Source organism: Sphingobacterium sp. N143, assembly GCF_030325625.1.
GTDB lineage: Bacteria > Bacteroidota > Bacteroidia > Sphingobacteriales > Sphingobacteriaceae > Sphingobacterium.
In genome coordinates this window covers 56786-71557 of record NZ_JACAIS010000004.1, presented here as the reverse complement: position 1 = coordinate 71557, position 14772 = coordinate 56786, and the positions used below count along the sequence as shown (strand labels likewise).

Genomic DNA, 14772 nt, shown 5'->3' with positions numbered 1-14772 from the left:
TAAATTCTCTCCCCTGCTTTTATAAATTCGATAAAACTTCTTTTTTCTTGCTTTCGTATTCTTCTTGGGTGATCAGCTGCCTGTCAAAAAGCGTTTTTAGTTTTTTAAGTTTCAAAGTAATTTCATCATCAGCTTCCTCCTCGATGGGTGGCTGGGGAGGAGTGGTTACAGCAGATACTGGTGGGGGTACTGGAACCGCAGCCGCGGGAGGTGTGATGGGTGTTGAAACCTGGGGTGATACCGGAGCCTGTGCCGGACTACTTTCGGATTTTTCCACAATTACTTCTTTGGGAGCAGTTGAAATATTGACTACTGTTCCTTTATCTGCTGCTAATTCTTTCTTATCGTTTTCAAGTGCAGCCTTGATATATTGATATAGTTTTCTAGCCTGTACCTTGGGAATATAATCTATGCTCAAATTTTCACCCGTAAAAGGAATGACAGTGACTTTGGAACCAAAGATCTCTTCTTTGAATGCAATATCCTTGATATCTTTCCAGCTGAAAATTTCGAAATCGGTCGCTAAGCCTAACTTGGTGAATTCGCACATAAAAATGCGCTTGTTGCTGATGGTGATACTGTCCGGCAAAATGGTCACTGCAGGTTTTTTCTGCATGGCAATATAATCTATTTTTTCTCCTGGAGTAAGCATGTCCTGGACTTTGACAATCAATCTTTCAATGATTTTTATATCCTGCCCGTCTTGTGCAAATTGTTCCATGTTCATATCAACTACGTTTTAAGTAAATAAAGATTGTTAAAAGTTATTCCAATCCACCTACACAAAATACAAATTCTCCTTTGATTGGATTGTTTTCAAAGTGTAATTTTAAATCTGTCAATGTTCCCCTTACATTTTCCTCATAGAGTTTGCTCAGTTCTCTTGAAATGGATGCCTGTCTTTCCGGACCAAAAACCGTGATAAATTCATCAATGGTTTTAAGGATACGGTGTGGTGATTCGTAGAAGATCATCGTCCTTTTTTCTTCTGCCAACACTTTTAGGCGTGTTTGTCGCCCCTTTTTGACGGGTAGAAAGCCTTCGAAGCAGAACCGGTCATTTGGAAGACCTGAATTGACCAGGGCCGGGACAAAAGCAGTGGCACCAGGAAGACATTGAACATCCAATCCTTCTTTAAGCGCCGCTCTTACCAGTAAAAATCCGGGATCGGAGATGGCGGGAGTTCCTGCATCTGAGATCAATGCAATGTTTTGTCCTTCCTTCAAAAATCTGATGATCTCCGTGACAGCCTTATGTTCATTATGCTGATGATGAGCGAATACTTTCTTTTCAATGCCAAAATGTTTTAAAAGCGGAGCACTTGTCCTGGTGTCTTCCGCCAGGATGATGTCTACTTCTTTTAGGACATTGACCGCACGAAAGGTCATATCCTCCAGATTGCCAATAGGTGTTGGAACTAAATATAACATGGTCAAAGTTAAGTTTTTTTTACTATATAATATGTGCTAAAACATTCTGTTCATTTTAAAGTTATTTTCTATAAAAAAAGAATAAATTATGCAGTACATCGAGCAAATTCAAACCCATCTGGGGGCAGAGTCCAGTTATTTACTGGAGTTTGAGCAACCAGCTGTTTCCAAAGCGATGCTCCATCTCCCCGGAGCATCTTTCATAGATACTATTTATGGCCCATCTGATCGCAGTCCACAGGTATTACGCAGCCTGGGGCAATTGTTTGGGACTGGACGGCTGGCCAATACCGGTTATCTTTCGATCTTACCTGTGGATCAGGGGATAGAGCACAGTGCCGGAGCTTCTTTTGCTCCCAATCCACATTATTTTGATCCTGAAAATATTGTAAAATTAGCTTTGGAAGGCAACTGTAATGCCGTGGCGTCAACATTTGGCGTATTGGGAGCTGTATCCCGTCGATATGCACATAAAATCCCTTTTCTGGTTAAGATAAATCATAATGAGCTGCTGACTTACCCCAACCGTGCCGATCAGATTCTGTATGGTACGATCCGTGAAGCCTGGAATATGGGGGCAGTTGCAGTAGGGGCAACGATTTATTTCGGATCTGAAGAGTCTGACCGACAGATTGTTGAGGTCGCGAAGGTATTTGAAGAGGCACATTCGCTTGGGATGGCGACGGTCTTGTGGTGTTATTTGCGCAATACGGCATTTAAAACAGGGGATAAGGATTATCATTTGTCAGCAGATTTGACCGGACAGGCCAACCACCTTGGTGTGACCATAAAGGCAGATATTATCAAGCAGAAACTTCCTGAGCTGAATGGTGGCTTCAAAGCGCTTAATATGGGGAAAAGCAGCTACGGCAAGTTGGACGAGCGGATGTATTCTCAATTGGCTTCCGATCATCCGATCGATCTATGTCGTTATCAGGTGCTCAATTGTTTTGCTGGCCGGGCTGGCTTGATCAATTCAGGCGGAGCATCAGGAAAAAATGATATCCAGGAGGCGGTAAAGACCGCTGTGATCAATAAAAGAGCGGGCGGAACAGGCCTGATATCAGGCCGAAAGGCTTTTCAAAAACCAATGAAAGAAGGTGTTGAATTATTGCACGCAATCCAGGATGTTTATTTGTGTCCAGAAGTGAGCATTGCCTAATTAAGATGTACGGACCCGTTCATGCCAAAAGCTGGCCGGATCATGCGCTTGGCTGATGGATAGAAGAATGCAAAAGTCTATGGCGGTCGCTGTAAGGTCGATAATGTGCTTGTATATAAAGGCAAATTTATCTAAGTTTGTTCACTATTTTAAATAACACATTTTTTATTATGTTGCAATTGAATTATATCCGTGAAAACAGGGATACGGTTATCGAAAGATTAGCTGTCAAGCATTTCAAGGAAACTGGATTGGTCGACGAAATTATCCATTTGGATGAGGATCGCCGCAAGATTCAGGCGGAATCGGACGCACTTTCGGGAGAAGCTAATGCGGCTGCAAAACAGATTGGAGATCTGATGCGCCAAGGGAAAAGAGAAGAAGCTGATGCCGTTAAATCCAAATCGTCGGGATATAAGGAGCAAGTCAGACAACTATTGGATAAATTGAGTGTTATTGAAGCCGAGTTGAACGAGAAAATTGTGCAGCTGCCCAATTTACCGCATCAATCCGTTCCAGCTGGTGTAAGTGCTGATGACAATGAAGTTGTATTGACCGATGGTGAAATTCCGGCTTTGTCTGAAGATGCATTGCCGCATTGGGATTTGCTGAGCAAATATGATATTGTAGATCTCGAACTGGGTGTGAAGGTTGCAGGAGCAGGTTTCCCTATTTACAAGGGAAAAGGAGCTAAATTGCAACGCGCATTGATCAACTTCTTTTTGGATCAGGCCGCTGAGCAAGGATATGAGGAGGTGCAGGTACCAATCTTGGTCAATGAGGATTCTGCATTTGCTACCGGCCAATTGCCGGACAAAGAGGGGCAAATGTATTTTGTGGGCAATGATAATTTATATCTGATACCTACAGCTGAGGTTCCAGTGACCAATATTTACCGGGATGTGATTGTCAAAGAGGCACAGTTCCCGATTAAACATTGTGCTTATACCCCTTGTTTCCGCCGTGAAGCAGGCTCATATGGCGCACATGTGCGTGGGTTAAACCGGCTGCATCAATTTGATAAGGTGGAAACCGTACAGATTGTTCACCCTGACAAGTCCTATGAAGTGCTCGAGGAAATGAGTCAGTATGTGCAGGGGCTATTGCAGAAATTAAAACTCCCTTATCGTGTATTGCGCTTATGCGGTGGCGATATGAGCTTTACTTCTGCATTGACTTACGATATGGAAGTGTATAGCTCTGCCCAAAAACGCTGGTTGGAAGTATCTTCAGTATCTAATTTTGAAACATACCAGGCAAACCGCCTGAAAGTACGTTTCAAGAATGCTGAGGGTAAAATGCAATTGGCACATACCTTGAACGGTTCTGCATTGGCCTTACCACGTATCGTGGCGGCAATCTTAGAAAACAATCAGACCGAAAAAGGGATTAAGATTCCTGCGGTTTTGGTGCCATATACTAAATTCGAGTATATCGACTGAATTAAATAGAGGTTGCTATTCATTCTGTTTCATTCGAAAGAGGCTCTACCAGAGAAGGTAAAGCCTCTTTTTTTATGTCAATTCGATCTTAAAAATCTTTAGAATCATTATAAATTACTCTTTTTTTGCATAAAAAAATGTATGACCTTTTATGTTAACAATTTCTTATGGCCTTGTTAATGTTTTGTTAAATATAATTGAATCAGTATAAAATTCTGTTTTTGTATTTCTTGATGAGTTTTTATTCTAAAATGATTCCCGTATTTGAATTTGTAATGTTGTGCTGACTTTGTTGCGGTTTTTTTTGTGATAAGGAGTTTATGTTAAAAAACTTGTAAAAGCAACTTTGGCTTTCTATATTTGAAACCGCTAATAAAAATCGCACTAACTATTATTAACTGTAAATGCTGAAAAGAGCAATTTTACAGCTGAATATTTTTCAAAGGACTGACCCTGCATCTACCTAGGGGTTGCTTTTCCAATAATATTTTCAACTGTTACTGACATGGATACATCATGCTGTTTTAGCTTGTTGTTGTTCATTGTCTAAACAATGAGTGTTTAGACAGGAGTATCAAGGATATAGGATATCAACATATATTAGGATTAGAAAAATAATAAAATTAACTAACTAAAACATGAAACAAACATTACTAAGTTTTCTTGTTGGCGGTATGATTTTGACTTCGGTTGCATTCGCCCAAGAAAAGAAGATTAGTGGTCGTGTTACTTCTGCTGATGGTAAAGCAATACCTGGGGTTACAGTAGTTGTGCAGGGTACTAATCAAGCGACTCAGACAGATACCAATGGTAATTATTCATTGAATGTACCAGCGGGAAAAGTTGTCGTATTCCGTTCAGTTGGTTTTGATGATAAAACCATCATCGTTAATAACAACAGTACTGTATTTAATGTATCCTTGGAAAATCATGACAATGCATTGGAAGAGGTTGTTGTGACGGCAAATGCTATCAAAAGAGAGAAACGCTCTTTGGGTTACTCAGCACCTACGATCAAAGCTGATGAATTGACTGAAGGCCGCAACTCCAGTGCCATTAACTCTTTAGCAGGTAAAGTAGCTGGGGTAAATATTACTTCGACATCCAATTCTCCTGGTAGCTCATCCCGTGTCGTATTACGTGGGGGATCATCTATTTCAGGTAATAACCAAGCGTTGATTGTTGTGGATGGAACACCTATCGATAACTCAAGTGTTATCGGTGGAGCATCATCTTTAGCAAGTGTCGATTTTGGTAACCGTGGTAATGATATCAATCCGGATGACATTGCTTCAGTAACAGTGTTGAAAGGCCCTGCTGCTGCTGCGCTATATGGTTCAAGAGCCTCTAATGGTGCCTTAATCATTACAACAAAAAGTGGTAAAAAAGGCGCTAAAAATGAAATTACTTTTAGTTCCACTAATACCCTATCTTCCATTTTGAAATTACCAGAATTTCAAAATGAATATGGACAAGGGGCTTCAGGATATACTGACGATGGGAAGCTGATCTTTGTTAATGACCCGAAAGAAAACTGGTCTTGGGGGGCACCCTTTACAGGTGAGATGCAAGAATGGGGACAAGCAATTAATGGTGTCCGTCAGAAAAAAGCTTATTCAGCGGTAAAAGATAATGTCAGAGATTTCTTTGACTTGGGAATCGCTTCCGATAATAACCTAAGCTTCTCCGGCGGATCTGAGAAATCGACATTTTATCTTGGTTTGAATGCCCTGAATTCAAATGGCGTCTATCCGGGCAGAAAAGACACACATAATAAATATGGTGTTCGATTCAATGGAACGACTGAGTTTTCTAACAAATTTAGTGCTGGTGTTTCCGTGAATTATAGCCGGATCAACAGCAATAATGTAGGTGGTGGCCAAGGCGGCGGTTCTGTGTATAACAATTTGCTCCAGACACCACGTGATATTGATGTTGCCGGATTAAAAGATTTGTCCAATCCATATAATGGTTATGGTTACACAGATGCCAATGGTATAGAGCACAATGATGTTTATGGCTACTACGGCGCGTATACCATGAACCCTTACTGGGTATTGGCTAATTATAACAATTACAATGATGTGAACCGTATTACCGGTAACTTCAATGTGAACTATAAACCATTGGAATGGTTGACTTTCCAAGAACGTATAGGTCTGGATAATTATTCAGATCGTAGACGTTCAGAATCTCCAAAATACAGCTATTTACCTGCTGATAATACTACTGGAAATTATTCGGAAGGCAATATACAGACTGATCCAGGACAATATCGGATTGATCAATACAATGTCAATGAGATCGTACATGATTTCATGGCCACTGCAACACACAAATTTAATGACGACTGGGATGCTTCTTTCATGTTGGGTAACAATATCCGCCAACGTAAGACATCTAACAATAGTACCGCAACGAATTCAAGCGGAGGACTTGTTGTGCCCGGATGGTACAATTTAGCAAACTCCAATGGTCCATTGGATCTGATCGAAGACTCATGGAGCAATAGACGTCTGGTTGGTATTTATGGAGATTTGAATGTTTCGTATAAAAATATTGCTTATTTGCAAGCCACAGCACGTAACGACTGGTCATCCACTTTGCCTAAAAAGAATAATTCATTCTTTTATCCAAGTGTAAGTGGTTCATTTGTCCTATCCGAGTTGTTCCAGCCAGAATTAAAAAGTAAATTCAATTATGCTAAATTAAGAGCAAACTGGGCAAAAGTAGGTTCTGATACGGATCCATATCAATTATTGACAACATTCTCTAGAGGCGAGGTTAATGGTGGATTTGGAACTACGACTTTCCCGTTTGGTAATGTTTCAGCATTGATGTCCAGCAGTACCATCGGAAACATGGAACTGAAACCTGAGATTACAACCTCATTTGAAGTAGGTGCTGAATTAGGTTTTTTAAACAATCGTTTATATGCAGATTTTACCTATTATAACAATAATTCAAAGAACCAAATTTTAAGTATTCCTATCCCAGCTTCTACAGGATACGGATTTAGTTTGGTCAATGCAGGTAAAGTCCAAAACCATGGTGTGGAATTGACTTTGAGAGGTACGCCAGTAAAAACGGAGAACTTAACGTGGGAACTATTCGGAACCTTTACAAAAAATAATAGTAAAGTTGTTGAATTGATGCCAGGTGTAGAACAAGTTTCCGTTGGTGGATTCTCGGGAATGAATATTGTAGCTGCAGTAGGTCGTCCATATGGTGAATTTTATGCTGTAACGAATGCTACAGATGCTGAAGGTCGTACGATAGTTGACCAAAAATCAGGCTTGCCAGTTGTTTCTTCTCAGCCAGAATACCTGGGCACTTATAATCCAGATTTTCAAGCTTCATTGGGAACAAACTTAAGCTACAAAAATTGGTCAATGAGCGCTTTGTTCGATACCAAACAAGGTGGTGTATTCTATTCAAGAACGAAAGATATCATGGGATTTGTTGGTACATCGGCTGAAACAGGGGGTGAGCGTTTTGGACAGATATTCCCTAATTCTGTGTATTTAGATGCAGATGGTAATTCGGTTGTAAATACAACAGCGACCTATGACAAAGTTGATTATTATCCTACGATGGAGTCTGGTGTCAATGTGGTTGATGCGACTTACATCAAATTGAGAAACTTGACACTCACCTATAAATTCACAAAAAATCAATTGAAAAATACACCGTTTGGAGCTGCTTCAATCGGGTTATTTGGAAATAATTTATTTATCTGGACACCTAGTGAAAATAAATATGCAGATCCAGAGGTGAATTCAGCAGGTGCGGGTAATGCACAAGGTTTTGATTTTACAGCTCAACCTTCGTTAAGGAATTACGGTATCAATGTTAAAGTCTCATTTTAAAAGCAAGTAAAGTATGAAAACTATAAATATTAAAAATGCTAAGAAGCTTTTACTTTTAGCTTTAATTGGCACAGTTGGTCTGACAGGATGTAATAAATTCTTGGATGTCAACGAAAACCCTAATAATCCAGAGACTGCTACCCCTGGTTTGTTATTACCAACGGTAGAGGCTGCCATTAGCCAAGTAGTTGGTAACTCGTTTCAAGTATATGGTAACATATGGGGGCAATATTGGACACAAAATCCGACGTCTTCACAATACCGTACTTTAGATCAATACAGAATTACAAACAGTGCTATGGACAGACCTTGGTCTATCCTCTATAGAAATGCTTTGAATAATGCTGAGTTGATCATCAATTCAAATGTTGCAGCCAATGATAATTACAAAGGTATTGCTTATATATTAAAAGCTTATGCATTTCAAGTAGCAACAGATGCTTATGGAGATATTCCTCTTTCAGAGGGCTTAAAGGCTGATGGGAATTTGAATCCAAAATATGAGGCACAACAAGTCGTATATGACTCTATATTCAGCAATATAGATAAAGGATTGGCTTTAATAGCAACAGAACAAGCAATTCCGGTATCGAGTCAAGATATGATTTTCAGCGGCGATCTAAACAAATGGAAAGCTTTTGCGAATACATTGAAACTAAGAGCATATTTGCGTATTTCAAATGTTGATGCAAGCAAGGCTGCAGCTGGTATTAAAGCGCTGTATGCAAACAAAGCGACTTTTTTGGAAGATGATGCAACGATTACCTATACAACTACTGGAGGTAATGAAAATCCGTTTTACAATGAAATGGTTGGTTTAGGAAAAACACAAAATGTAGTAGCCAGCGCAACCGCAGTGAAAGCATTTGTGAGAAATAATGATCCAAGAAGATTTGCCTTTTATGATAAAGTAACAGGCCAAGATACCATTGCTCATATCAATCAAGGAACTTATGCTACAAATACAAATAAACTTGTATCATCGCCATCTCCTTTAGTAGGTGGTCGTGCGGTAGATCCTACTTCTGCAGTGGCTCCTGTAAAATTAATCTCTGCTACTGAAAGTCTGTTTTTACAAGCAGAAGCTGTCGTGAGAGGTTGGGGATCGGGAGATGCAAAAGCCCTTTATGAAGCAGGTATTACATCAAGTTTTACCACTACAGGTAACGCTACTGCTGCTGCAAACTATATCGCTACTGCTCCAGATGCAGTATTTACTGGTAGTGTAGAGGCAAAAATAAAATCAATTATTACACAAAAGTATTTTGCGATGTGTGGCTTCCAAGGGTTTGAATCTTGGACTGAATGGAGAAGAACGGGGTATCCAACGTTTTTTACAACATCAGCCGCTTCAACTTTAGGTGAAGGAAGAATGCCTTTACGTATGCCATATGCAAATAGTGAGGCAACTACAAATGTAAATTATCCGGGGAATGTAGTGATCTATACGCCAGTATGGTGGGATGTCAAATAATCTATTGGATGATATAAATTAAAAGCGGCAACTTCGAAAGGAGTTGCCGCTTTTTTTTACCAACGGCATCCATAGGCTAAGTATCATGATCGGTGTTCTGATTATGGTTATAACAATTTATCTCAGTAATAATCAATTTGCCAAATGTTTTCCCTCCATATTAAAAGCGAAAGCACAGCTAATTGTTTTGCAGATGGAAGATATGGAGTAATTCATTTTATACATATTGGTTTTATGTCTTTTTGAACGATCATATTAAGTAACGATCATATTAAGTTAGGTTATAGGGGCGGATTCCCATAATAGGATTTTAATTTAAACAAGATTGTTACCGTTTTTTTTATGGTATTTTTAAAAATAATAACCTGTGATACAGCTTGTTGTGATTTATTATAAATTAATTGTTATTACAAAGTTATGCATGCATTGTAAATGTTGAAAAAAGTTATAATTTTGTATTTAACATTTTTTAACATGCTGAAAGGCCTTGTTATAGAAGATGTTACTAACTAAGAAAACGTAGCGCAATTATTGGAAAGTATAGCTTGACTAACCAAAGTCTTTTCGAGAGAAACTTAATTAAACATAAACATATGAAACACAAATTACTCAGTTTATTCGTGGGTAGTATGATCCTAACTTCTGTTGCATTCGCACAAGAAAGAAAAGTAAGTGGTCGTGTAACAGGTGCTGATGGTAAGCCATTAGCGGGTGTGACTATCTTAGTGCAGGGATCGAATACTGCTACTCAAACAGATGCGAATGGTAATTATTCGTTATCTGTTCCAACAGGAAAAGTGATTGTATTCCGTTCGATTGGTTTTGCAGATAAAACCTTGATCGTTAAAGAAGGACAGTCAGCGTTTAATGTTACCCTTGACGATTCTAATCGTGAGTTGGATGAAGTAATTGTTACTGCTCTGGGCGTAAAGAGAGAGAAGAGAGAGCTGGGATATTCAGCAGAACAGGTATCTTCAAAATCAATAAATCAGGCAAGTGCTGTCAATTTGGCTAACGGTTTACAAGGTAAAGTTGCTGGATTAAATGTGACGACCACAAGTTCCGGTGTGAACGAGGATGTGAAAATCAATCTAAGAGGTATCCGTTCATTGACTGGTAAAAATGATCCTTTACTCGTATTGGATGGTATACAGATGGATATTAAATATCTTTCGTCTCTAAACCCAAATGACGTTGAGAATGTCTCTGTACTTAAGGGGGGAGCTGCTGCAGCGATTTACGGTCCTGATGCCAGAAATGGTGTTATTATGGTGACTACTAAGAAAAATGCGGATACTCCAAGTGTTAATGTAAGCCATTCAACACAATGGCAAAAAATTTCCTTTTTTCCAAAATTGCAAAAACAATTTGGACAAGGTTACGATGGTATTGTTGATCCAATAGAAAACTGGAGCTGGGGACCAGCATTTGATGGTTCAACAATTGATATTGGTCCAAAGCTTCCAGATGGAAGCCAACAAACGACGACTTATAGCGGTACCGACGAACGTGAAAAATTTTATAATACCGGCGTTACGAATCAAACCGGTGTTTCGTTAGCTGCCAAGGATTTTTTCATGAGTATTGAGGATGCTGTAGTCAAAGGTATTGTACCAGATGATAAAAATAGGAGAACAGGTATTCGCTTAAATTCGCAAAGAGAATTTGGAATTTTCAGGGCAGGGGTGAATTTTAACTATACACAACAAAATTACAACTTGTATAATCAGGTAGCTCAAGCTGATTTTTTTGCAGCTCAAAATACTGGAGGTAATTCAGGATTATTCAGCCAACTGATCAATACACCTGCAGATATTATCCTATCAAAGTATAAAGATTATAAAAACGATAAGTTTGCTCAATATGAAAATTGGTTTACGAATTATGGATTAAACCCTTATTTTTCAATTGGTAACTGGCGTAAAGATGGTAAAAAACAAGATCTCATTAGTAACCTGGAATTAGGTCTAAAACCAACAGATTGGTTAAACTTTACCTATCGTGCGTCAATAACTTCACGTAATATTGCGGAAAGAAATAGAACAGTAGGGGTAAATCCATCTGAATGGGCAATTAATAGAGGTAAAGATCCAATTTCTGCAGCAATTGAGGAATATAACTACAATCAAACGATATTAACCTCAGATTTATTTGCAGATATCAACACCAAGATCGACGATGATTTTACATTTAAAGGGATATTAGGTACCTATGTTCGTCAGAATGATTGGAGAACGACACAGGTCGGTGCAGATAATCTGGTTGTTTCTGAATTATATAACCTGAGCAATAGAATTGGTATCCTGTCAGGATCTTCAAATGGTTATCGAACTCGTCTTTTTTCTGTGTATGGTAGTGCCGGATTAAATTATAAAAACTGGGCAAACATTGAAGTGACTGGACGTTGGGACAAATCTTCCACCTTGGCCATGGGGAATAATTCTTATTTCTATCCAGGTGTAAACGCAGCTGTTATTTTAACCGACGCCATGCCAGAATTGAAATCAGATGCTTTCAATTATTTGAAAATTAGAGGGGGCTGGACCAAGACCGCAAATTCTGACATAGATCCATATTTCTTGGCAGCTACCTTTTCACAACCGGCAACCAGTGGATTCCCTTTTGGTTCTGTTCCAGGACTGACGGCAAATAATACAACATATGATCCGAACTTGAAGCCAGAGCGTATCACTACGACCGAGGCTGGTTTTGAAGCTGGATTATGGAATAATCGTTTGACCTTAGAAGCAACTTATTTCTACAATAAGAATACGGATCAGATCATTAGCGTAAATATTTCGGAAGCATCAGGATATTCGAGAAGTTATCGAAATGCTGCATCCTTTAATAGTTATGGGGTTGACTTCGGCTTCAATATAACACCAATAATCAAATTCAATAATGGCGGTGTTAACCTTAAGGGAAGTTTCTTGTGGAATGACTCTAAAGTGACGAGTATTGACGAAAGCCTTGGTCTAAATGAACTTTCAATCGGTGGCTATGTGGCTGCAGGAAACTACGCGATTAAGGGACTTCCTGCTTACCAAATGCGTGGAACGGACTATAAGCGAGATGATCAGGGACGTGTTATTGTAGATGCTGAAACTGGTAGACCATCAGTATCTCCTGATAACGTGAATTTTGGTCGTACTTTACCAAAATGGATTGTAAATTTAACCCCATCAGTTAACTGGAAAAACTTTAACCTGTCAGCGATGTTTGAACATAAAGGTGGGCATGTGGCTTCATTCTTTGGACTTGGATCTGATATGGCATGGACAGGGGTTTCGGAGGCTACAGCATACAATGATAGACAACCATTTATTTTGCCAAACTCTGTAATCGCTGATCCAAATAATCCAGGTAAATATATTGAGAATACAACTGCTAAGATAGGTGAGCATGAAGAAATGTATAATTATTATACGGCTGAATTCCAGGATGCTGCGTCTAATTTTATTGTGAGTGCAAGTCAATGGAGATTACGTGAGCTTTCATTAACTTATAATGTACCAGCAGAATGGTTGGCGGCCCGTCAAAAAGTAATCAAAGGACTATCTGTAGCATTGGTTGGGCGTAATTTAGCTTTGTGGTTGCCTAAAGAAAATAAATTTATGGATCCCGATTTCAATAGTATGGCCTCGGATTATCCAAATGCATATGGTAATGTTAATGCAAATGCTAATCCACCGGTGAGGAACTATGGATTCACGATTAATGCTAAGTTTTAACGATAAAGAAATTTAAAAATGAAAAATAAAGTTATAATAGCGCTATTTTCGGCAGCCTTAGCAATGACAGGATGTAAAGATAGCTTCTTCGATATTAACGAAAACCCAAATAACCCAACTGAACCTACAGTTAAAGCTAGTTACTTGCTTCCAATGGTACTTAAGCAAACTGCGACAAGAATGGGAACACAATATAGTTGGGCTGCTTCTTGGTCCGGATACTGGGGCCGTGGTAGTGATTTTGGACCAAGCATACCTTTGGAAAATTACGATATCACACCATCTTATCAACAAGCACAATGGGCAAATAGTAGCACCTCTTGGTATGATGTATTGACTGATGCCGATTTTATGGAAAAGAAAGGTCGGGAAACGAACGAATTGTTCTATGTAGGAGCCGCCAAAGTAATGAAATCCATTGGATTTATGTACTTAGTGGATATGTACAACAATGTTCCTTATTCGGATGCATTGAGAGGCGATGCTTCTGTTGCCCCAAAGTATGATAAAGGTGCGGACATTTATAAGGATTTATTGGTTCAGCTTGATTCTGCCCGTCTTATCTTTAAACAAGGATTAGCAATGACTGATGAGATCAAAAATGCGGATGTATTATTCGGCGGCGATTTAACGAGATGGCGTGAATTAGCAAATACGCAAGCATTGAAATTATTGATCCACCAATCTGAAGTCAATAAAACACCAACAGCCGAGCTTGCCAAAATTACAGCTGATGGTAGTGGTTTTATTAAAGCTGATGAATCAGCAAATCTGACCATTGCATTTGCAATGGCTGCAAATCAAGTTAACCCTATCTTTTCCACCTATGTAACCAATCAAAGTGGAACATTGACAGACGGTTTTAATCGCGTGAGTAAATATTTATTAAATAGATATAAAAGTAATAATGATATTCGTTATCAGTATTTTTTCTTGCCGGCGCGAAATCCTGTAGATCCTAAAGATCCATGGGTTGGTAAAGATCTTGGTGCTACCAACGTGAAAGGAGCATCGTCCTCGCAAGAATCTATTGTAATAGGTACAGGAGTTTTGAAGGACGGAACACAACCATTATGGTTGATGACATCTGTTGAGAGTTTATTTTTACAGGCAGAAGCTATTCAACGGGGATGGATCTCTGGTGATGCAAAATCCGCGTATGAAAACGCCGTAAAAGAATCTTTCAATTGGTTGGATGTTACGGATGCCAATACAGTAGCTACCGCATTTTTACTTTCACCATCTGCAAATTGGGCAACAGCTACAAATAAATTAGAGCTGATTGTTAATCAGAAATATTTATCTCTTCCGGGTATTAATAATTTTGAAGCTTACGTGGATTACAGAAGGTTAGGCTTTCCTAAGGATGTACCTCTTTCCAAAAATTCAAGTGTAGGCTCAAGAAAGGTGCCTTTGCGTTTGATGTATCCACAGAATGAATATAGTTTTAACAACGCGAATGTAAAAGCACAAGGAGACATTGATCCACAGAAAAGCAGAATATTTTGGGATGTAAATTAAATTGATCATATTGGATTGAAAAAGCAGCATGTATATGCTGCTTTTTTTTTGAATTGTTTTAGGAAAATGTTGTCTACACATAATTTGTTGCAGAATGTTATAATTTTTGTTACAAAAGTTTGTTTTATTAATATATTGTTATT

At 38.9% G+C, this 14772-nt stretch carries 8 protein-coding genes; 6 read left to right on the top strand and 2 right to left on the bottom strand.

The annotated features are described in order from the left end of the window. Window positions 1-19: 19 nt before the first annotated feature. Window positions 20-727 carry a PH domain-containing protein gene (locus HX021_RS09285; RefSeq protein WP_286589919.1) on the bottom strand — a complete coding sequence of 236 codons (708 nt, stop codon included), beginning with the start codon at window positions 725-727 and terminating at the stop codon, window positions 20-22. A 37-nt stretch (window positions 728-764) separates the two neighbouring features. After that, window positions 765-1430, bottom strand: coding sequence for a 16S rRNA (cytidine(1402)-2'-O)-methyltransferase (rsmI, locus tag HX021_RS09280; protein ID WP_286589918.1), 666 nt, complete (start codon window positions 1428-1430; stop codon window positions 765-767). Window positions 1431-1518: 88 nt separating this feature from the next. Here rsmI and HX021_RS09275 point away from each other — a divergent pair, with 88 nt between their 5' ends. From HX021_RS09275 to HX021_RS09250, 6 genes are all read left to right on the top strand, one after another. Continuing rightward, window positions 1519-2592: a class I fructose-bisphosphate aldolase gene (locus tag HX021_RS09275; protein WP_286589917.1), complete on the top strand. Its 1074-nt coding sequence runs from the start codon at window positions 1519-1521 to the stop codon at window positions 2590-2592. 170 nt (window positions 2593-2762) lie between these two features. Then, the gene (gene serS / locus HX021_RS09270; RefSeq protein ID WP_286589916.1) at window positions 2763-4034 is read left to right on the top strand and encodes a serine--tRNA ligase; all 1272 of its coding nucleotides are present in this window, start codon (window positions 2763-2765) and stop codon (window positions 4032-4034) included. Between the two features lie 638 nt (window positions 4035-4672). Further along, window positions 4673-7903 carry a SusC/RagA family TonB-linked outer membrane protein gene (locus HX021_RS09265; RefSeq protein WP_286589915.1) on the top strand — a complete coding sequence of 1077 codons (3231 nt, stop codon included), beginning with the start codon at window positions 4673-4675 and terminating at the stop codon, window positions 7901-7903. Window positions 7904-7916: 13 nt separating this feature from the next. Further along, window positions 7917-9377, top strand: a complete 1461-nt coding sequence (locus tag HX021_RS09260) for a SusD/RagB family nutrient-binding outer membrane lipoprotein (RefSeq protein WP_286589914.1) — start codon at window positions 7917-7919, stop codon at window positions 9375-9377. A 593-nt stretch (window positions 9378-9970) separates the two neighbouring features. Continuing rightward, on the top strand, window positions 9971-13108 hold the full coding sequence (locus tag HX021_RS09255; RefSeq protein ID WP_286589913.1) for a SusC/RagA family TonB-linked outer membrane protein: 3138 nt from the start codon (window positions 9971-9973) through the stop codon (window positions 13106-13108). 18 nt (window positions 13109-13126) lie between these two features. After that, complete coding sequence (locus HX021_RS09250; RefSeq protein ID WP_286589912.1) at window positions 13127-14629, top strand: SusD/RagB family nutrient-binding outer membrane lipoprotein; 1503 nt, start codon at window positions 13127-13129, stop codon at window positions 14627-14629. The last annotated feature ends 143 nt before the right edge of the window (window positions 14630-14772 follow it).

What these genes read in the sequence shown, in the direction of transcription:
- HX021_RS09260 (WP_286589914.1), top strand. Translation starts at nt 7,917, where the DNA reads ATGAAAACTATAAATATTAAAAATGCTAAGAAGCTTTTACTTTTAGCT.
- rsmI (WP_286589918.1), bottom strand. Translation starts at nt 1,430, where the DNA reads ATGTTATATTTAGTTCCAACACCTATTGGCAATCTGGAGGATATGACC.
- HX021_RS09250 (WP_286589912.1), top strand. Translation starts at nt 13,127, where the DNA reads ATGAAAAATAAAGTTATAATAGCGCTATTTTCGGCAGCCTTAGCAATG.
- HX021_RS09255 (WP_286589913.1), top strand. Translation starts at nt 9,971, where the DNA reads ATGAAACACAAATTACTCAGTTTATTCGTGGGTAGTATGATCCTAACT.
- serS (WP_286589916.1), top strand. Translation starts at nt 2,763, where the DNA reads ATGTTGCAATTGAATTATATCCGTGAAAACAGGGATACGGTTATCGAA.
- HX021_RS09285 (WP_286589919.1), bottom strand. Translation starts at nt 727, where the DNA reads ATGAACATGGAACAATTTGCACAAGACGGGCAGGATATAAAAATCATT.
- HX021_RS09265 (WP_286589915.1), top strand. Translation starts at nt 4,673, where the DNA reads ATGAAACAAACATTACTAAGTTTTCTTGTTGGCGGTATGATTTTGACT.
- HX021_RS09275 (WP_286589917.1), top strand. Translation starts at nt 1,519, where the DNA reads ATGCAGTACATCGAGCAAATTCAAACCCATCTGGGGGCAGAGTCCAGT.